Origin of the sequence: Streptomyces pseudovenezuelae (assembly GCF_029892565.1) — a bacterium.
GTDB classification, from domain to species: Bacteria; Actinomycetota; Actinomycetes; order Streptomycetales; family Streptomycetaceae; genus Streptomyces; species Streptomyces pseudovenezuelae_A.
Genome location: NZ_JARXVH010000007.1, coordinates 193,480 through 210,813, shown reverse-complemented (window position 1 = coordinate 210,813; position 17,334 = coordinate 193,480). Strand labels below are relative to the sequence as shown.

The window sequence follows — 17,334 nt, the reverse complement described above, 5'->3', positions numbered from 1 at the left end:
GCCGACGGCCTCAGAAGCCGCGCAGCACCGCCGCCTTCGTCATCGCGAACTCCTCGTCCGTCAGCACCCCGTCCCGGTACAGCTCGCCCAACTCCCGCAGCCTGCGCAGCAGTACGTCGTGATGGTCCGACTGCGCCGGTACGGCCGCCGTCAGCTGCGGCCGGTCCTGGTCCGCGAGATCGTCGGCGGCGCGGGTGGACGGATGGGGGAGACGGGCGGTGACGGCGGTGGCGATCAGTGCCGTGAGCAGGTCGCGGCGGGTGCTGCCCCACAGGTCGAGGGCGTACGGGTCCTTCTCCGGCGGCAGTTTGGAGAACACCGTCTCCCGCGTCACGAAGCGCAGAAAGCCGTCCTCGTAGCCGGAGTTGGGCAGCCACTCGACCTGCACGAGGTCGCCGAGGGCGATGATCCGCGGGCCGGTCGCCCGCTTGACCCGGTCGGAGGTGTCGGCCCAGTCGAGCCGCACCTGGGTCCCGTCGAAGGAGACGGTGCCGTCGGAGGAGCGCACCGAGACCGGAACCGGCGGCCCCGGCAGCAGATACGCCTTCGTCGGATCCTTCGGGATCCGGTCCAGCATCAGGGCCTGGCGGATCTCCTCGGCGACGTACTCGGCGACCCCGGACCGGTCCACGTCCACCAGCAGCCGGTAGGGGTCGGCCGCTTCCGGCAGCCGCCCGCCGGTGGCCTGCAGCAGGGGGTCGGCGCCCTCGCGCAGCCGCAACCGCAGCCGCCCGCGCTTGCGTTCGGGCTCCAGGACCACGCCCGCGACGGCTTCGAGGGGCACCGCGACCTCTCCGTACGTCTGCCGGAACAGTGGCACGGAGCGGTGGAGACCCGGCGTGATCCTGACCGTGGTGCCGTCGAAGGCCCAGGTCCCGTCCCGCTGGATGATCTCGGCCATGGGGAAATTCTCGCAGCCGGGTCAACACTGCGGCCAAGGCTTCACCCGCCTCGACCAGACCTGCCGGACACAGGCGGGGTGGCGTAGGGCACAATGCGCTGTCATCACGCGGGACTTGCAAGGCGGCGGCCGACGGTCGGTCGGGGCCGCCGGTCGATGGGGTTGTGGGGAAGGCGGGCTTCGGGCGTGGCGGTGCAGGAGGCGAGAGGGGGCGCGGACGCGAGCGCCGGCCGGACGGGATACGGGGGAGCGCCGGGCGGCGCTCCCGGTGGCGCGCACGGGGGTGGCTGCACCTGCGGGGGCTGCCCGCACGGGGCGCGCGAGGGGCATCGGCGCGCGGTCGCCGAATTCCTGCTGCTGCGCGAGGAGTTCGCGGCCGGACAGGGGCTGCCCGCCGCGGTGGCGCATTCGGCCCAGGCCTCCCGGCAGTGGGTCTCCGAGGAACTGACCCAGTCGGCGGGGCTCGTCGCCGAACGCGGCCGGGCCGAGGGCGAGGCCTGGCTGGCCCGCCTGTGGCGCCGGGCCGTGGCCACGGTGTGGGCACTCGTACTGATCCTCCTGCTGGTGCAGGCCCTCACGGCGATCGGCGCCGGCTGGACCGCCGCACGCACCGCCGGACTGCTCGCCGCGCTGCTCGTGGCCGGCGCCCTGACCGCCGCGTCCTGGTTCCACCGGGCACGCGGCGGCGTACTGGCACCGATCATCGGCGAGGACAACCGGCTCTCCACCTCCCGCACGGTCGCCGCGGTCTGGGTGCTGTTCGTCGTCTACGCCGTGCTGGTGCTGGTCGGCCGCCTGGCCGCCGCGTCCGACCACGCGGAGCGCGACACCCTGATCTCCGGGCTCGAACTCGCCCGCGGCGCCGGTGTCGTGACCGTCCTCGCCGTGGTCTGCGCGATCGCCGTACTGGTCCGGCGGGTCGTCGGCCTGCGGGTGTTCGGGCAGCGACTGCAGAAGGTACGGGCGGACCGCCCGCGCGCGGCCGACCTGCTGACCGACGACTCCGGCCGCGGCACCTTCGCCGACATCCAGTACGCCGTGCTCAGCGCCGTCGCCGTGGTCTTCGCGGCCGTCCGGCTGGCCCGCCGCCCGGACCAACTGCCCGACCTCCCCTGGGGCCTCGCGGTGGTCGTCCTCGTCTCCGCCGCCACCTACGTGGCCGGCAAGTACGCCGAGGGCGGGCGCCCGGTGATCCTCTCCGTCGTCCGCTCCCGCGAGGCCGGCGACCTCGACGCACCCATCCGCACCGGCGACGACATCGAGATCCGCGGCGCCGGCTTCGTACCGCCGGGCGCGCAGGGCGCCGACCGGCTCTCCCGGATGGTCGTACGGATCGGCGCGGTCCATGTCCATGTACCGCTCGTCCCGGTCGCCGGCGGCTTCCGCAACCCGACGGACGCGGTACTGACCGTGCCGGTCCCGGCCGACGTCGAGCCCGGGCGGGTGGAGGTACAGGTGGTCACCGCGGCCGGCGTGGAGACCAACCGATACGCGATCGATGTCACGGACTGACAGGGACTGACGCCGGTGTGTGCGCCCCGGCGCGAAAAACGGCACAAACGGATTGAGCACTCCGTCCCTTACGTACGTATGGTCTTTGAAGGGGTCTTTGGCATGGCGGGCGAGAGGCGGCGGCTATGACTTACGGCACGCGTACGGATACGCAACCCCCCTATCTCGACGAGGGCCGGAACTGGCGGGACACCGCGACCCGGTACGCCCTCCTCCCTCTCCGTGTGTTCCTCGGCGTCACGTTCATCTACGCCGGGTTGGACAAACTCACCGACAGCGCGTTCCTCAAGGACTCCGGCTCCGGCTCCGTCGGCGAGATGATGCGCGCCGTACGGGACTCCGCGGCCATCCCGGCCATGGTCGACATGGCCCTCAAGAGCCCGGTCGGCTTCGGCTACGCCATCGCCCTCGGCGAACTCGCCGTCGGCATCGGCACCCTGATCGGCCTCCTCGCCCGACTGGCCGCCCTCGGCGGCGCCCTGATCTCCCTCAGCCTGTGGCTGACGGTCAGCTGGGCCTCGGACCCGTACTACTACGGCAACGACCTGATCTACCTGATGGCCTGGCTCCCGCTGATCCTCGCGGGCGCGTCCGTGTTCTCGCTGGACGCGGCACTTCGAGCGAGGCGGAGGCAACGGGCGGGTGGGTATCGGTAGGCCGTAGGTCCTGGTCGGCGGGGGCTCCGGGCGGGCAGATGCCGGTAGCCCCTGGTCGGCGGGACATTGACTGACGCGTCTGCGGGGCAGGTCGATGAGGTTCTCGGCCTGCCCCGTCGGCGTCCGACGAGGCGGTGGCTTCCCGGGCGGGCCGTCCTGGGCGGGCCGTTCCGACAGCCGGCCTCGGTGACATGCCGGGCGGCTCGGAGGTCAGGCGGGTATGTCCTGGCGGGGCTCGGTGACTGTTCGTGGGGACCGTCGGCGACGCACCGCTCGGGTCAGGACGCTGGTCGCGCCGGCCAGGAACAGGCCCACTGTGACGAGCGGGATGATCGCGAACCACGGGGTGTCCCAGAGGCCGCCCGCGTCACCGGCGTAGACGACGCCCGCGAGGGTCAGGGCGAGGCCCGCGATCAGTTTTCCGGGCTGGAACTCATGACGCAGCACGGCTCACCTCCGCCTGGCCGAGACCGACCTGGATGTCGATGTCGAGCGTGCCCGTGTTCTTGCCGCCCGTGACCGGTGTCAGGGTCACTTCCTTGTGCTTGTCCGGCGCCACGTCCACGTCCTTCTGCTCGTCACCCGGCAACTGGATGTCGCCCACCCCCACGTCGATGCGCAGCTTCACGGTCGCGTCCTTCGGCACGATCACCTTCAGCCGGCCCGCGCCGACCTCCGCCTCCGTCTCCGCCGTCCGGCCCTTGGCCACGTGCACGCGGCTCAGGTCCAGGGTGCCGACGCCGGAGCCCAGGTTGTACTTCGCCCGGACGTCGGCCACCGCGGCGGGCTGCCAGGTCGTGCGTATCCAGTGCGTGTCGATGTCCTTCGGGAGCGCGACCGAGCCGGCGAGCAGCGCCGCCGTGATGATCGCGAGGAAGATCGAGCCCGCGCCCGTGCGCCCCAGGAACGCGCTTACCGCGATGCCCAGACCGAAGACGATCAGCGCACAGGCCAGGCCGGTCTGCAGGCTGGTGCCCAGCGCGTGGTCCTCCCAGGTCCCGGCCGTGCCCAGGCCGCCCGCGAGAACGGCCAGCACGAACACCCAGCCGCCGATCCAGCGCGGCCCGCGCTGCCGCGGCGCCGGGGGCTGCGGGGCGTGTATGTCCGCGCGGCTGCGCCAGGGGGTGCCCAGGCTGATGTTGACCGCCGCCGCGATGTCCCGGTCGCGGGAGTCCTGGGGGCCCCAGAGATAGCCGGTGCCCCCCACGTGTGTGCCGTCCTTGACGATCGGGTCGCGCCACCAGGAGGGGTAGGCGGCGGGGACCGGCGGTGCCTTGGCCTCCGGCGGGGCGTCGGCTGCGGCCTGGGCGGCGAGCGGGTCGGGGTCGGGGGTGCCGCGCTGCCGCGACCAGTACCCCGCGCCCGCGAGGAGCAGGGAGAGGACGACGGCGAAGGTCATCACCCCGCCGTTCGCCACCATCGTCAGGAACACTCCGCAGCCGACCAGCGCGAACAGCACCGCCGTCAGCGCCTGGCCGTCGACCCGGCCGGTGAGGAGTTTGCGGACCTCGTTCTCCTCGTCGTCCTGGTACGGGACGAGGAGCCACGCGAAGCCGTAGAAGATCAGGCCGATGCCGCCGGTCGCGGAGAGCACCGCGAGCGTGATCCGGAAGATCACCGGGTCCATGTCGCACTGCCGCCCGAGCCCCGCGCACACGCCCGCGAGCATTTTGTAGTCGCGGTCGCGCCGGAACTTGCGGAGAGTGTCGGCGGCCTCGGCGGTCACGGCGGCGTCGGTGGATCCGGCCTCGCCGCCCGCAGCAGGCCGCCCGGGCCCTTGCCCCGGCTCAGGTCCCGCCCCCGGTCCCGCCCCCGCCGTGGGTGGCGCGGGCGCGGCGTCCTGCGGCCCGGCGCCCGGAGTGGGGCGCGGGCCGGAGCCGGGTCCCGGACCCGTCGCGGCGCGCTCGTGATCTGTCATGGGTCCATGGTGACGGGCGCGGCGCGACGGCGGCAGTCGGTACGACCCTGGCCGGACCCTGATTTCGCCCCTGAGCCGGCGTCGGGGAAGCGTTCGACAGGCCCGGATTCCGCGAATCGGGCCCGGACGCCGAAGATCAGGGGAGTCTCCGGGGTCGACCCTGATGCCCTGCCACCGCGGCCGTGTGACCATCGATGCCATGCCGGAAGCCGCAGCAGCGCCCCTCGTCGAACCGCGGCCGCCGCGCAAGCTCTACCGCAGCAGTGACGGACGCTGGCTCGGTGGTGTGGCGCGGGGGCTCGCCGGGCATCTCGGGCTGCCCGTGATCTGGGTGCGGCTCGTCTTCGTCGGCCTGTTCATGGCGGACGGCCTCGGCGCGCTGCTCTACGCCGCGTTCTGGTTCTTCGTGCCGCTCGGCGTCGGCGGGGTGGCCGGCCAGCGGCCGCCGTCGCTGGTCTCGACCGAGACCTCGCCGGACGGACGGCGCAGGCTGGTCGCCCGCAGGCCCGACAAGGGTCAGATCGTCGCGCTGCTCCTCATGGTCGTCGTGGCCATGGTCTTCGTGGGCAGTGTGAATCTGGGCAACGGCGCGAAGGCGTACCTGTGGCCCGTCGTCCTCGTCGGCGCGGGCGTCGCGCTGGTCTGGCGCCAGGCGGACAACGCGCGGCGGGCCCGCTGGGCCGAGGTCGGCCGCCGCAAGCGCACCCTCAGACTGCTGCGTGCCGCAGGCGGTGTCCTCCTCGTCACTGCGGGCGTCACCGGCATCTTCGTCCTGCAGGGTTCCGCCGCCCACCTCGGTTCCGTCCTGCAGGCGGCGCTCGCGGTGCTGGTGGGGATAACGCTCCTGGCCGGCCCCTACCTCGTCCGCATGACCCAGGACCTCTCCGAGGAGCGCCTGATGCGCATCCGTGCCCAGGAGCGCGCCGAGGTCGCCGCCCACGTCCACGACTCGGTCCTGCACACCCTCACCCTGATCCAGCGCAACGCGGAGAACGCGAACGAGGTGCGCCGCCTCGCCCGCGCCCAGGAGCGCGACCTGCGCACCTGGCTCTACAAGCCCGAGGGCACCGGCAAGGACGAGGCCGACGAACCCACCACCCTGGCCGACGCGGTGCGGCGCAACGCGGCCGAGGTGGAGGACAAACACGGCGTCCCCATAGAGGTCGTGGTCGTCGGCGACTGCCGGCTCGACGACCGGACGGGACCACAGATGCAGGCCGCGCGCGAAGCAATGGTGAACGCGGCCAAGTACGGTGGCGAGGGCGGCGCGGTCCAGGTCTACGCCGAAGTCGAGGGAAAGACGGTCTTCGTGTCCGTCCGGGACCGTGGCCCGGGCTTCGACCCGGACTCGATACCCGCCGACCGGATGGGTGTCAGAGAATCGATCATCGGCCGCATGGAACGCCACGGCGGAACAGCCAGGCTGCGCGCGGTGCCTGGCGGCGGCACAGAGGTCGAGCTGGAGATGGAGAGGGCGGAGATGACGTCATGAGCGACCCGACCGAGGCGAACCCGGAGCGCACGGAACAGGCGGCCGGCGGCGCGGGGGAGCGCCACGTACGCGTGGTCCTCGTCGACGACCACCGCATGTTCCGTACCGGAGTGCAGGCCGAGATCGGCCAGACGGCACAGACCGGAGTCGAGGTCGTCGGCGAGGCCGCGGACGTCGACCAGGCGGTCACGGTCATCACCGCGACCCGCCCCGAGGTCGTCCTCCTGGACGTCCACCTCCCGGGCGGCGGCGGCGTCGAAGTCCTGCGCCGCTGCTCCCCGTTGATGGCCGACGCCGAACAGCCCGTGCGCTTCCTGGCGCTGTCCGTGTCGGACGCGGCGGAGGACGTCATCGGCGTGATCCGCGGCGGCGCGCGCGGATACGTGACGAAGACGATCACGGGCACGGACCTGGTCAACTCCATCTTCCGGGTCCAGGAGGGCGACGCCGTCTTCTCCCCGCGACTGGCCGGGTTCGTCCTCGACGCCTTCGCCTCCACGGACGCCCCGCCGGTCGACGAGGACCTCGACCGCCTCACCCAGCGCGAGCGGGAGGTGCTGCGGCTCATCGCCCGGGGCTACGCCTACAAGGAGATCGCCAAGCAGCTGTTCATCTCGGTGAAGACGGTCGAGTCCCATGTCTCGGCGGTGCTGCGGAAGCTTCAGCTGTCGAACCGGCACGAGTTGACCCGGTGGGCCACGGCACGACGCCTGGTGTGACGAACTGGGCGTGACGGACCGGCGGGCCGGTCACACCACCCGCGTCGCCCCCGCGAACGGCATCTCGTCGATGGGGGCGATCCGCACCGGGGCCGAGGGGTTCGGGGCGTGGATCATCTGGCCGTTGCCGATGTAGAGGCCGACGTGGCTGATGCCGGAGTAGAAGAACACCAGGTCGCCCGGGAGCAGTTCGGAGCGGGTGACACGTCGGCCGGCGCCGATCTGGGCGTAGGTCGTGCGGGGCACGGAGACGCCCGCGGAGCGGTACGCGGCCTGGATCAGGCCCGAGCAGTCGAAGGCGTTCGGGCCGGTCGCGCCCCAGACGTAGGGGCTGCCGAGCTTGGCGTAGGCGTACGAGACGGCCGCCGAGGCACGGGAGTTGGGGGCCGCGGCGGTGGCGGAGACTGGGGTCTCCAGGGCGGTTCGGGCGCCCGAGGCGGACCGGGACGCGCGCGCCGAGCCGTCCCCGGCGCCCCCCTCGAACTGGGCGCGCTCAGCGGGCGACAGCTCGGACAGCAGCCGCTTGGCCGCGTCCAGCTTTCCGGTGATCGTCTTCTTGTGGCGGCCCAGTTCGGCCTGGTGCGACCGCAGCCCTGCCAGCTCGACGCGTGCGGCACCGCGCAGTTGCTCGATCTCCCGCAGCTCCTCGCGGACGCCCGCGACGGCCGCCGCCTGCCGGGTGCCGGCCCGGTCGACGAACTCGGCGCCGTCCAGGTACCGGTCCGGGTCGTCGGACATCGCGAGCTGCAGCGCCGGGTCGAGGCCGCCGTCGCGGTACTGCGCCGCGGCCATCGAACCCAGCGAGTCCCGCGCCGAGTTGAGCTTGTCCGTCTTGCGGGCGGCCTCGTCCCGCAGGGTGCCCAGCCGGTGCTCGGCGGAGTCCGCCTTCTCCTTCGCCCCGTTGTACTTCTCGGTGGCCGTCTCCGCCTCCTGGTACAGCTGGTCCACCTTGGTCTTGACCTGCGGCGGCGTCAGTTTCGGCTCCGCGTGTCCGGTCCCCTCGAAGGCCGTCGCGGTCGCCGCGCCCGCCAGGGCGATGGTGAAGGCGGTGCGGGCCGTACTGCCGCCGGCCGAACGCCGGCCGGGCTTTCGGTGCGCTGCCAAGTGGACTGCACGTCCTTTCGTACGACCGCTTTCACGCGTCCGGCGGCGGCCCGCACAGGGGGAGCGGGCCGCCGCCGGACCTTCTCGGCGGTGGTGGCCGACTGCCGCCCCTGGCCCGGGCGGCGGTGGGGAGCCGGTCACCTGGGGAAGGACGTTAAACCCGACGGTGACGGCTTGGTAACGCGATGTGCGGAACTGCCGCCGGCGGACCGCCCGGTGACCGGAAACGATCGTGATCCCGGCCCGGGTCCGTCGACTTCACACAGTGCGCTGACCGATGTGACGATTCCCGGACACGTATGGGCGACGCGGTGCTATGGCCCGCATTTATGCAAGATCGGCTGTGCGTCGACTGTGCGGGATCGGCGCGTGAGGGGCGGCCCGGTGTCGGGCGGCACCCGAGCCCCTGATTAGGCTCCGGCCTCATGGACGTACTCATCCATCTCTTCGTCGGCCTGCACATCATCGGCATCGCCTCGCTGCTCGGCGGCTTCCTCACCCAGATGAAGGCGATGGGCCGCGGCGAGGCCCGGTTCGTCCCGGCGATGCTGCACGGCGCGCTGACGATGCTGGTCACCGGCGCGATCCTGGTCGGCCTCAACCAGGCCGACGACCAGCACGTGAACAACATCAAGATCGGGCTCAAGCTGGCCCTGCTGATCGTGATCCTCGGTCTGGTCTACGTGAAGCGCGACGACGAGAAGGTGGACAAGAGCCTGTTCGGGCTGGTGGGTCTGCTCACCACGGCGAACATCTTCATCGCGGTGCTGTGGACGTGACCTGCGCCCCGGCCGCCGTGTAGGTGCGCAGCGCCCCCGCGGCGACGGCCAGCCAGGCCGCCACCGACACCCACAGCAGCACCTCCCCGGGGTCCTTGAGCCACGGGACGTCCACCGCGGCGGACACCGCCAGGGCGGCCGCGGCCGTCATCCCCATCGGGAACACGGTCGACCAGCGGCGCACGTCGTAGCCGAGCCGCGGCCGGACCACCTCCGCGACGAGCAGTACGGCGTACCAGGCCAGGTCGAGCACGAGCAGCGCGACCGTGACCGCGCGCAGGACGCCCCGGTCGTCGTCGTTCCACAGGTACCGCCGCGCGCTGTCGGCGGCCAGGAGCTTCGACCCCGCGAGCGCCGAGATGGCGAGCGCGCCACCCGCGATCCAGTGGTCGCCCGCCCCCGTGACCACCTGGCGCAGGTCGAAGCGGGGCAGCGCGACGGCGTAGAGGACGAGGCCGAGCCAGAACAGCACGAGGGCCGCGTGCGCGAGCCATGCCGTGGTCTCGGCGCCGGCGAGGGAGGCAGCGACCACGGCGAGGCCCTGCGTGGCCACACACCCCAGGAACACACCCCTGGGCATACGGCGCTTCCAATGCCGTACGACATCGACGAGCAGCACCGGCCACAGCGCGGTCGCCAGCGCGAGCAGCGCCTCGGCGAGGGTCTGCCGACCGAGAGCGACGAACCGGGTGCCGAGCACGGTCGTCGCCGCCACGGCGGTCAGCGCGGCCGGCGTCCGCGCCTCCGCCTGCCATCTCGCCCGGTGCCGCAGCAGCCGTACGGCGAAGTCCGCGGCCAGTGCCAGCCAGGCGACGCAGGCGATCACCAGGGCGATCCGCGACAGGACCTCGTATCCCGTCAGATGCCACCCGACGGACACGATGCCGGTCGCCATGACGACGGCTCCGGCCGCCGGCGGACGCTGCGCCCACCAGGTGCGAAAAGGGGAGAGACCGGACATGCGGCCGATGCTAAGGAGCGCGGCGTGGGTTGCGGGTGGGGCACGCGCGCGGGGGTGGGGAAATACGCGCGGGCGCGGGGCAGACAGGTGGCGCCGGGGGTACGAACTCCTCCCGGCGCCGAAAACGGTCGGCACGCGCGCGTACGAAACCGGCCGCTACGCGCGCGTGGCTCCGGTCGGTCGGTCAGGCCGGGCGCACCACGCTGTGGATCGCCGACTCGCCGTCGTAGTAGATCGACTCCTCGCGGACGTACGCGCCGGGCTTGGGGGCGTGGATCATCATGCCGTTGCCGATGTAGAGGCCGACGTGGCTGATGTCGTCGTAGAAGAAGACCAGGTCGCCGGGTCGGGCGTCGGCGAGGGAGACGGTGGTGCCGGCGTTCACCTGGTCGTAGGTGACGCGGGGGAGGGTGACGCCGGCGGCCTTCCAGGCGGCCTGGGTGAGGCCGGAGCAGTCGTAGGAGCCGGGGCCGGTGGCGCCCCACACGTACGGCCTGCCGACCTGCGCGCGGGCGAAGGCGAGCGCCTTGGCGGCCTTGGTGGCGTACGCGGAGTCGGAGCCGCTCGTGCCCGAGGACGAGGAGCCCGAGGGGGACGAGCCGCCCTGGGACGCGGCCTCCTGTGCCGCCTTCTCCTCGGCGGCCTGCTGCTCCGCCAGCTCCGCCGCCTTGCGTGCGGCCTCCCGCTGCTTCTTCTTCTCGATCGCGGCGAGCCGCGCCTTCTCCTGGGCGGTCAGCTGCGACAGCAGGTCGCGCGCGTCGGCGAGCTTCTTCTGGACGGTCGACTTGGCCGTGCGCAGGCCGCTCTGCGCGTCGCTGAGCGTCTCCAGCCCCTGGGAGGCCTCCTGGCGCTTCTTCATCGTCGCGGACTGCTCGGTGACGTAGTCGTCGACCGCGTCCTTCTGGCGGCCGGTCAGCCGGTCCATCAGCTGGGTCCGGTCGAAGTAGTCCTGCGGGGAGTCGGCGAGCAGGAAGGTCGACGTATCAGGCGCGGAGGCACCGGTGCGGTACTGGGCGGCGGCGAAGGAACCGAGCTCCTCCCGCGCCTCGTTGAGCTTCTGGGTGCGCTGGGCCACGTTGTCGAGAAGGGTGTCGACGCGCTTGCGCTGCTTGGCGGTCTTCTCTTTGGCCGCGTTGTACTTCTCGGTCGCCGACTCCGCCTGGCGGTACAGGTCGTCGACCTTCTTCTCGACCTCTTCGAGGCTCGGGTTCCCGTCCGTCGACGGGGCGGCGTCGGCCGTCTGGGAGAGCAGGGCCACGGAGGTGAGGGCGGCCGTGGCGAGCGCCGGGGTGCGTATGCCTGCTACGCGCGTTCCCGAAGGGCGCGACTTGCGGTGCGACGCCAAAGGAGGCGACTCCTTCCAATGCTCCGCCTACCGGGTTAGCTGTCGGGTTCGGGCGGACTGCTTGGAAGGGTTGCCCTACGGCCTGCTCCACGAACGGAGTTGGGCCGATTCACCCCGAAGGTTCGGTGTGGGTCCCCGGCTCCGGGTGCGCGGCGGCGCTCCGGACTCGGCGGAGGCCGCGCGGTCCGGCGACGTTCGCCGGTGGGGGTCGTGCGGCCTGCCTGAGACGGTAGCCAACTGGTGTGGCCTGTGTGAAGGTTGATGTTCGATATGCCCGATACGTTTTCGTGACCTTCGGTCAGAGAGCGTCCGGCGCGGCCGCGGTGATCGCGGAAGGTGACGGTCCGGTTCCGGAGGGTGGAAGACGGGCTCGCGGTCACCGAATCCGGGGATGTTCTCGGGGCGGCGGCGGGTTGTCAGTGGGGCGCTCTAGACTCGGAGAGCGATGAGCAGCCTCTTTGACGACAGCTTCCTGGCGGACCTCCAGGCCCCTCGTGGGCCCGCGGAGGAGCCCCCGCCGCCACCCGAGGACGAGCACGTTCCGGAGCCCGTTCCGGACGATCTGTTCGGCGGGAAGTTCGACGCGCCGCCGGACAGAGACGCGTACTACCGCGACGGCGCCCCGCGCCCGGCGCTGGACGCGGCGGCGCTCCTGGAGGGGCTGAACGAGAACCAGCGCGCGGCCGTCGTGCACGCCGGCACGCCCCTGCTCATCGTGGCCGGCGCCGGCTCCGGCAAGACCCGCGTGCTCACCCACCGCATCGCCTACCTCCTCGGCGAGCGCAACGTGCACCCCGGGCAGATCCTCGCGATCACCTTCACCAACAAGGCCGCGGGCGAGATGAAGGAGCGCGTCGAGCAGCTCGTCGGCCCGCGCGCGAACGCGATGTGGGTGATGACCTTCCACAGCGCGTGCGTGCGCATCCTGCGCCGGGAGAGCAAGAAGCTCGGCTTCACGTCGTCGTTCTCGATCTACGACGCCGCCGACTCCAAGCGCCTGATGGCCCTGGTCTGCCGCGACCTGGACCTCGACCCCAAGCGCTACCCGCCGAAGTCCTTCAGCGCCAAGATCTCCAACCTGAAGAACGAGCTGATCGACGAGGAGGACTTCGCCGCCCAGGCCACCGACGGCTTCGAGAAGACCCTCGCCCAGGCCTACGCCATGTACCAGTCGCGGCTGCGCGAGGCCAACGCCCTCGACTTCGACGACCTGATCATGACGACGGTCAACCTGCTGCGCGCCTTCCCGGACGTCGCCGAGCACTACCGGCGCCGCTTCCGCCACGTCCTGGTCGACGAGTACCAGGACACCAACCACGCGCAGTACGCGCTCGTGCGCGCGCTCGTCGGCACCGGCGAGCACCCCGTCGACGTGCCGCCGGCCGAGCACGACCTGCCGCCCGCCGAGCTGTGCGTGGTGGGTGACGCGGACCAGTCGATCTACGCCTTCCGCGGCGCGACCATCCGCAACATCCTCCAGTTCGAGGAGGACTACCCGGACGCGACGACGATCCTCCTGGAGCAGAACTACCGCTCCACGCAGACGATCCTCTCCGCGGCCAACGCGGTCATCGAGCGCAACGAGTCCCGCCGCCCCAAGAACCTGTGGACCAACGCGGGCGCGGGTGCGCGCATCACCGGCTACGTGGCGGACACCGAGCACGACGAGGCCCAGTTCGTGGCCGAGGAGATAGACCGTCTCACCGACGCGGGCGACGCGAAGGCCGGCGATGTCGCCGTCTTCTACCGCACCAACGCGCAGTCCCGTGTCTTCGAAGAGATCTTCATCCGCGTCGGCCTGCCCTACAAGGTCGTCGGCGGTGTCCGCTTCTACGAGCGCAAGGAGGTCCGGGACGTCCTGGCCTACCTGCGGGTGCTGGCCAACCCGGAGGACTCCGTCCCGCTGCGCCGCATCCTGAACGTGCCCAAGCGCGGCATCGGCGACCGCGCCGAGGCGATGATCGACGCGCTCTCGCAGCGCGAGAAGATCAGCTTCCCGCAGGCGCTGCGCCGCGTCGACGAGGCGTACGGCATGGCCTCTCGGTCGACGAACGCGGTCAAGAAGTTCAACACGCTGATGGAGGACCTCCGTACGATCGTCGAGTCCGGCGCGGGCCCGGCGACCGTCCTTGAGGCGATCCTCGAACGGACCGGCTACCTCGCCGAGTTGCAGGCCTCCACCGACCCGCAGGACGAGACCCGCATCGAGAACCTCCAGGAACTCGCCGCCGTGGCCCTGGAGTTCGAGCAGGAGAACAGCGACGGCGAGAGCGAGACGCCCGTCGGGCTCGCCGCCTTCCTGGAGCGGGTGGCCCTGGTCGCCGACTCCGACCAGATCCCGGACGAGGAGGAGGACGGCTCCGGCGTCATCACCCTGATGACCCTGCACACCGCCAAGGGCCTCGAGTTCCCGGTCGTCTTCCTCACCGGCATGGAGGACGGCGTCTTCCCGCACATGCGCGCCCTCGGCCAGCCCAAGGAGCTGGAGGAGGAACGCCGCCTCGCGTACGTCGGCATCACACGCGCGCGTGAGCGCCTGTACCTCACCCGCTCCTCCCTGCGCAGCGCCTGGGGGCAGCCGTCGTACAACCCGCCCTCCCGCTTCCTGGAGGAGATCCCGACGCACCACGTCGACTGGAAGCGGACCGGCGCCGTCGCACAGGCCCCCGCCGGGCCGGCGTCGGGCGTGGCGGCCTCCCTGTCCTCGTCCCGCTCCCGTTCCTCCGCCTCGGGCGCGTCCGGCTTCGCCACGCGCCGGAGTTCAGAGAAGCCGGTGGTGTCGCTGGCCGTCGGCGACCGGGTGACGCACGACCAGTTCGGACTCGGCACGGTCGTGGCGGTCAAGGGCACGGGTGCGAACGCGGAGGCGACGGTCGACTTCGGCGAGGAGAAGCCGAAGCGGCTGCTGCTGCGGTACGCGCCGGTGGAGAAGCTGTAGCCGAATGAGTTGAGCCCCCGCTGCAAGGCGGGGGCTCAGAAGGAAGTCGAGGGGATCACGTCGGGTTGATGCCGTGGCTGCGCAGCCACGGGAGCGGGTCGATGGCCGAGCCGCCGCCGGGCCGGACCTCGAAGTGCAGGTGCGGGCCGGTCGAGTTGCCCGAGTTCCCGGAGTACGCGATCGGGTCGCCGGCCTTCACGGTCGTGCCGGAGGCGACCTGGTAGGTGGAGAGGTGGCAGTACCACGTCTCCGTACCGTCCTTCGCGGTCACGATCATCATGTTGCCGTAGGCGCTGTTCCACTGCGTCCGTACGGTGCCGTCGGTCGCGGCCATCACCTTCGTGCCGTACGAGACCGGGAAGTCGATACCGGTGTGCACGGACATCCAGTTGATGCCGGCCTGGCCGAAGTAGGCGCTGAGGCCGTGCTGCGCGACCGGGAGGGCGTACTTGGGGCGCAGCCGCTCCTTGCGGGCCGCCTCCGCGGCGGCCTTCTTCTTCTCGGCCAGCTGCTCGGCCTTGAGGTCGATACGTTCCTGCGTACGGCTGGCCCGGTCGGCGAAGTCGTCGGCGCCGGCGGAGAGGCTCTTGAGCTGGGCGTCCAGCTTGTTGTTGGCGGCGGCCGGTTTCACCGCGGTGGTGTCCGAGGCCGTGGTCGACGTGTCCTGCTCGCTGGAGAACGTGCCGACGGAGGCGGCGGCGACGCCGGCCACGCCCATCACACACGCCGACGGCACGGCGATGGTCAGCAGCGCGGAGCGCTTGGGGGGCGGACGGCGGCGGGAGCGGTTCGCGTTCCTGGTGGCCGCGCGGCCCTGCGGCGGTACGACCTCTTCCTGGTCGTCCAACAGGGGGGCCACAGCGGGCAGTTCACCGGTGGAGGCCAACTCGCCCTCGGCCGGGGCGTGTTCGCCGTACCCGGCGGTGTCGTACTCGGAGTAGTCCTCGAACTGCTCGTGCCGCTCGCCCTCTTCGCCCGCTGCGACCTGCTCGAAGACGGCGGTCGCGGGCGCGTCGGTGCCGCCGCTCTGACCGTCCGAGTTCCACTGCGTGGCGTCGTAGGCGCCGGTGTCGAAGGCCTGCGTGCCCCACTGCCAGTGCTGGGTCTGGTCGGCGGCGGCGGTGGTCTGGTCGGGCTGGAGCCAGGCGCTCGCGTCCCACTGGCCGGAGGTGTCGTTTCCGTTGGCCTGCGGCGGGATGGCGGAGAGCTGCTGGTACTCGGCCGACCAGGCGGTCGTCTCGTACGCGCCGGTGTCGTAGGCGGCCTGGTGCTGGGCCGCGTACGCGTCGTAGTTCAGGTTCTGCTGGCCGCCGGTGGACCAGGTCGAGCTGTCGTACGTGCCGGTGCCTGCGGCGCCGGTGCCGTCGTCAGGGAGGCAGCCGAAGAGGGGGTCGGCGGCGAAGGTCGCTGTGGCGTGGGCGCCGGCACCGGTCGCGAAACCGTTGGCGTCGTAGTCGCCGTACGTGGTGAAGTCGCCGTACTGGCCTTCCTGGGTGCCATAGGACGCGTAATGCGTCGCGGCGGCCTCGGAAGCCGGAGCCGGGGTGGTCATGATCCCCGACGGGTGACGGTCGTTCACCAACTTCTCTTTCGCCTCGACAACAGGGGCTGGCAGAGCAGTGCGGCGACTGTACCCGGCAGTACGCGGGCGCGACAATCTTCAACAGGTTTTGTGCTCGCAGGAAACGGGCATTCGGCTGTGTTTCGGGGGAGGCCGGGCGAGGGTTTGGCCCTGTGTTCGAAGAGCGTTCGATGCGCGGGAGCTGTTTGAGGGGCGTCCGGGGGGTGTGGGACGGCTGTGCGGAGGCGTTGCTCAGCTCTGCGGAGGCGTCACTGAGGGGTGCGCCGTCGTCACGCGACCGTCAGACCGTCGGCGCGCGCGGCTGCCTCGGATCCTGTCTCCGGGGTGTCGAGCGCCTGCCGTATCCCGGTCGCGACCGCGGGGTGCACGGGCAAAGCGAGATGTCCGATTCCGCTCACCCGCACGTTCTGCGCGATCAGGTCGGGGTGGTCGACGCAGGCGGTCTCCAGCGGGTCCATCAGGTGGTCGAGGTCGCTCCAGAAACTGACGAAGTGCGTACGGCAGCCCGGCGCGGGCCGGGTCAGCTCCTCCAGGACGTCCGAGCCGGGGCGCATCTGGCGCACGATCGGGTGCGCGTTGGCCAGCGGCACCACGCGGGTGCCGGAGTGCGGGGTGCCGAGCGTCACCAGCGTGCGGACGCGTAGGTCGCCGCCGAGGCGCTGCACGTAGTACCGCGCGATCAGTCCGCCGAGGCTGTGCCCGACGATGTCGACCTGCCCGCTGCCCGTGCGCTCGCAGATCTCCTCTATGTGCCGGCCCAGCAACTCGGCCGCGGTGCGGATGTCGCAGGTCAGCGGCGAGTAGTTCAGCGACTCGACCTGCTGCCTGCCGTGCTGGGCGAGGCTGCGGCGCAGCAGGACGAAGACCGAGCGGTTGTCTATGAAGCCGTGCAGGAGAACGACCGGGGGCTTGCTCTCGGTGGGCAACCGCGCGGCACCGTCCGGTGTGGGAAGCGGGTCGGCGGGGCCTCGGCGCTCCTGGGTGATGCCCGAGGGGTAGAGGAGGAGGTGTCCCGCGAGGATCGCGAACTCCAGCGCGGTCGCTTTCAGCAGGGTCAGGGAGAGTCCCGCCAGCCGGCTCGGCAGCAGCTTCTGGCAGAGGGGAAGAAAGGGCGACACTGCCCCGGTGACCTTCATGGCCGACCTCCTGTCGGCACACGTGAGACGGCTCTGTCCCCCGTGTGCCCTCGTGGGAGGTCGCGACGAAGGCGGTCGACGGTGTGGCGGGCGGGCAGTCCCGCCTGCCCGTCCCGCCTGCGTCGACCCGCCGCACCACCACGCCGCGCGGCCTGCGGCGCGGTGGTGCGGCGACCTCGTTGCGGCTCCCGTCGCGCGAAAATATGCGCTACGAACGTGTCCCTCTGTGTGATTTCCCCCTCGGTCTTCACCGCGAAACTGCCGGTTGCGGGATGCTGGAGATAACGTTCG

General features: G+C 71.6%; 14 protein-coding genes and 1 riboswitch. Of the genes, 6 read left to right on the top strand and 8 right to left on the bottom strand.

Going from position 1 to position 17,334, the window contains the following annotated elements; genetic code table 11:
* Positions 1 to 10 precede the first annotated feature (10 nt).
* Positions 11 to 901 carry a DUF4429 domain-containing protein gene (locus M2283_RS23825; RefSeq protein WP_280878383.1) on the bottom strand — a complete coding sequence of 297 codons (891 nt, stop codon included), beginning with the start codon at positions 899 to 901 and terminating at the stop codon, positions 11 to 13.
* 186 nt (positions 902 to 1,087) lie between these two features.
* Here M2283_RS23825 and M2283_RS23820 point away from each other — a divergent pair, with 186 nt between their 5' ends.
* On the top strand, positions 1,088 to 2,413 hold the full coding sequence (locus M2283_RS23820) for a hypothetical protein (RefSeq protein ID WP_432423115.1): 1,326 nt from the start codon (positions 1,088 to 1,090) through the stop codon (positions 2,411 to 2,413).
* A gap of 125 nt (positions 2,414 to 2,538) precedes the next feature.
* Positions 2,539 to 3,069, top strand: a complete 531-nt coding sequence (locus M2283_RS23815; protein WP_280878382.1) for a DoxX family protein — start codon at positions 2,539 to 2,541, stop codon at positions 3,067 to 3,069.
* A 210-nt stretch (positions 3,070 to 3,279) separates the two neighbouring features.
* Here M2283_RS23815 and M2283_RS23810 read toward each other — a convergent pair whose 3' ends face one another.
* Both M2283_RS23810 and M2283_RS23805 read right to left on the bottom strand, forming a co-directional pair.
* The gene (locus M2283_RS23810) at positions 3,280 to 3,516 is read right to left on the bottom strand and encodes a hypothetical protein (RefSeq protein WP_280878381.1); all 237 of its coding nucleotides are present in this window, start codon (positions 3,514 to 3,516) and stop codon (positions 3,280 to 3,282) included.
* On the bottom strand, positions 3,503 to 4,987 hold the full coding sequence (locus M2283_RS23805; protein ID WP_280878380.1) for a PspC domain-containing protein: 1,485 nt from the start codon (positions 4,985 to 4,987) through the stop codon (positions 3,503 to 3,505). Before M2283_RS23805 ends, M2283_RS23810 begins: the two co-directional genes overlap by 14 nt.
* A 199-nt stretch (positions 4,988 to 5,186) precedes the next feature.
* On the opposite strand from M2283_RS23805, the gene M2283_RS23800 reads away from it, so the two are divergent.
* Complete coding sequence (locus M2283_RS23800; RefSeq protein ID WP_280878379.1) at positions 5,187 to 6,479, top strand: ATP-binding protein; 1,293 nt, start codon at positions 5,187 to 5,189, stop codon at positions 6,477 to 6,479.
* Complete coding sequence (locus M2283_RS23795) at positions 6,476 to 7,198, top strand: response regulator transcription factor (protein ID WP_280878378.1); 723 nt, start codon at positions 6,476 to 6,478, stop codon at positions 7,196 to 7,198. The genes M2283_RS23800 and M2283_RS23795 overlap by 4 nt, the downstream gene beginning before the upstream one ends.
* Before the next feature lie 30 nt (positions 7,199 to 7,228).
* On the opposite strand, the gene M2283_RS23790 is transcribed toward M2283_RS23795, so the two are convergent.
* The gene (locus tag M2283_RS23790) at positions 7,229 to 8,302 is read right to left on the bottom strand and encodes a C40 family peptidase (RefSeq protein ID WP_280878377.1); all 1,074 of its coding nucleotides are present in this window, start codon (positions 8,300 to 8,302) and stop codon (positions 7,229 to 7,231) included.
* A gap of 425 nt (positions 8,303 to 8,727) precedes the next feature.
* On the opposite strand from M2283_RS23790, the gene M2283_RS23785 reads away from it, so the two are divergent.
* Complete coding sequence (locus tag M2283_RS23785; RefSeq protein WP_280878376.1) at positions 8,728 to 9,081, top strand: hypothetical protein; 354 nt, start codon at positions 8,728 to 8,730, stop codon at positions 9,079 to 9,081.
* Here the strand turns inward: M2283_RS23785 and M2283_RS23780 are convergent.
* Both M2283_RS23780 and M2283_RS23775 read right to left on the bottom strand, forming a co-directional pair.
* Positions 9,059 to 10,042, bottom strand: a complete 984-nt coding sequence (locus M2283_RS23780) for a tellurite resistance/C4-dicarboxylate transporter family protein (protein ID WP_280878375.1) — start codon at positions 10,040 to 10,042, stop codon at positions 9,059 to 9,061. The two genes, M2283_RS23785 and M2283_RS23780, sit on opposite strands and share 23 nt — an antisense overlap.
* 184 nt (positions 10,043 to 10,226) lie before the next feature.
* Positions 10,227 to 11,387 (bottom strand): NlpC/P60 family protein, encoded by a 1,161-nt coding sequence (locus M2283_RS23775; RefSeq protein WP_280878374.1) that lies wholly within the window; start codon positions 11,385 to 11,387, stop codon positions 10,227 to 10,229.
* A 7-nt stretch (positions 11,388 to 11,394) separates the two neighbouring features.
* A riboswitch (cyclic di-AMP (ydaO/yuaA leader) is annotated at positions 11,395 to 11,555 on the bottom strand.
* A gap of 277 nt (positions 11,556 to 11,832) precedes the next feature.
* Here M2283_RS23775 and pcrA point away from each other — a divergent pair.
* Complete coding sequence (gene pcrA, locus M2283_RS23770; RefSeq protein WP_280878373.1) at positions 11,833 to 14,325, top strand: DNA helicase PcrA; 2,493 nt, start codon at positions 11,833 to 11,835, stop codon at positions 14,323 to 14,325.
* Between the two features lie 55 nt (positions 14,326 to 14,380).
* On the opposite strand, the gene M2283_RS23765 is transcribed toward pcrA, so the two are convergent.
* Together M2283_RS23765 and M2283_RS23760 are read right to left on the bottom strand one after the other, a co-directional pair.
* Positions 14,381 to 15,877 (bottom strand): M23 family metallopeptidase, encoded by a 1,497-nt coding sequence (locus tag M2283_RS23765; RefSeq protein ID WP_280878724.1) that lies wholly within the window; start codon positions 15,875 to 15,877, stop codon positions 14,381 to 14,383.
* A 299-nt stretch (positions 15,878 to 16,176) separates the two neighbouring features.
* On the bottom strand, positions 16,177 to 17,043 hold the full coding sequence (locus M2283_RS23760; protein ID WP_280878372.1) for a lipase family alpha/beta hydrolase: 867 nt from the start codon (positions 17,041 to 17,043) through the stop codon (positions 16,177 to 16,179).
* Positions 17,044 to 17,334: the final 291 nt, after the last annotated feature.

What these genes read in the sequence shown, in the direction of transcription:
- M2283_RS23825 (WP_280878383.1), bottom strand. Translation starts at nt 901, where the DNA reads ATGGCCGAGATCATCCAGCGGGACGGGACCTGGGCCTTCGACGGCACC.
- M2283_RS23815 (WP_280878382.1), top strand. Translation starts at nt 2,539, where the DNA reads ATGACTTACGGCACGCGTACGGATACGCAACCCCCCTATCTCGACGAG.
- M2283_RS23805 (WP_280878380.1), bottom strand. Translation starts at nt 4,987, where the DNA reads ATGACAGATCACGAGCGCGCCGCGACGGGTCCGGGACCCGGCTCCGGC.
- M2283_RS23800 (WP_280878379.1), top strand. Translation starts at nt 5,187, where the DNA reads ATGCCGGAAGCCGCAGCAGCGCCCCTCGTCGAACCGCGGCCGCCGCGC.
- M2283_RS23795 (WP_280878378.1), top strand. Translation starts at nt 6,476, where the DNA reads ATGAGCGACCCGACCGAGGCGAACCCGGAGCGCACGGAACAGGCGGCC.
- M2283_RS23785 (WP_280878376.1), top strand. Translation starts at nt 8,728, where the DNA reads ATGGACGTACTCATCCATCTCTTCGTCGGCCTGCACATCATCGGCATC.
- M2283_RS23780 (WP_280878375.1), bottom strand. Translation starts at nt 10,042, where the DNA reads ATGTCCGGTCTCTCCCCTTTTCGCACCTGGTGGGCGCAGCGTCCGCCG.
- pcrA (WP_280878373.1), top strand. Translation starts at nt 11,833, where the DNA reads ATGAGCAGCCTCTTTGACGACAGCTTCCTGGCGGACCTCCAGGCCCCT.
- M2283_RS23765 (WP_280878724.1), bottom strand. Translation starts at nt 15,877, where the DNA reads ATGACCACCCCGGCTCCGGCTTCCGAGGCCGCCGCGACGCATTACGCG.
- M2283_RS23760 (WP_280878372.1), bottom strand. Translation starts at nt 17,043, where the DNA reads ATGAAGGTCACCGGGGCAGTGTCGCCCTTTCTTCCCCTCTGCCAGAAG.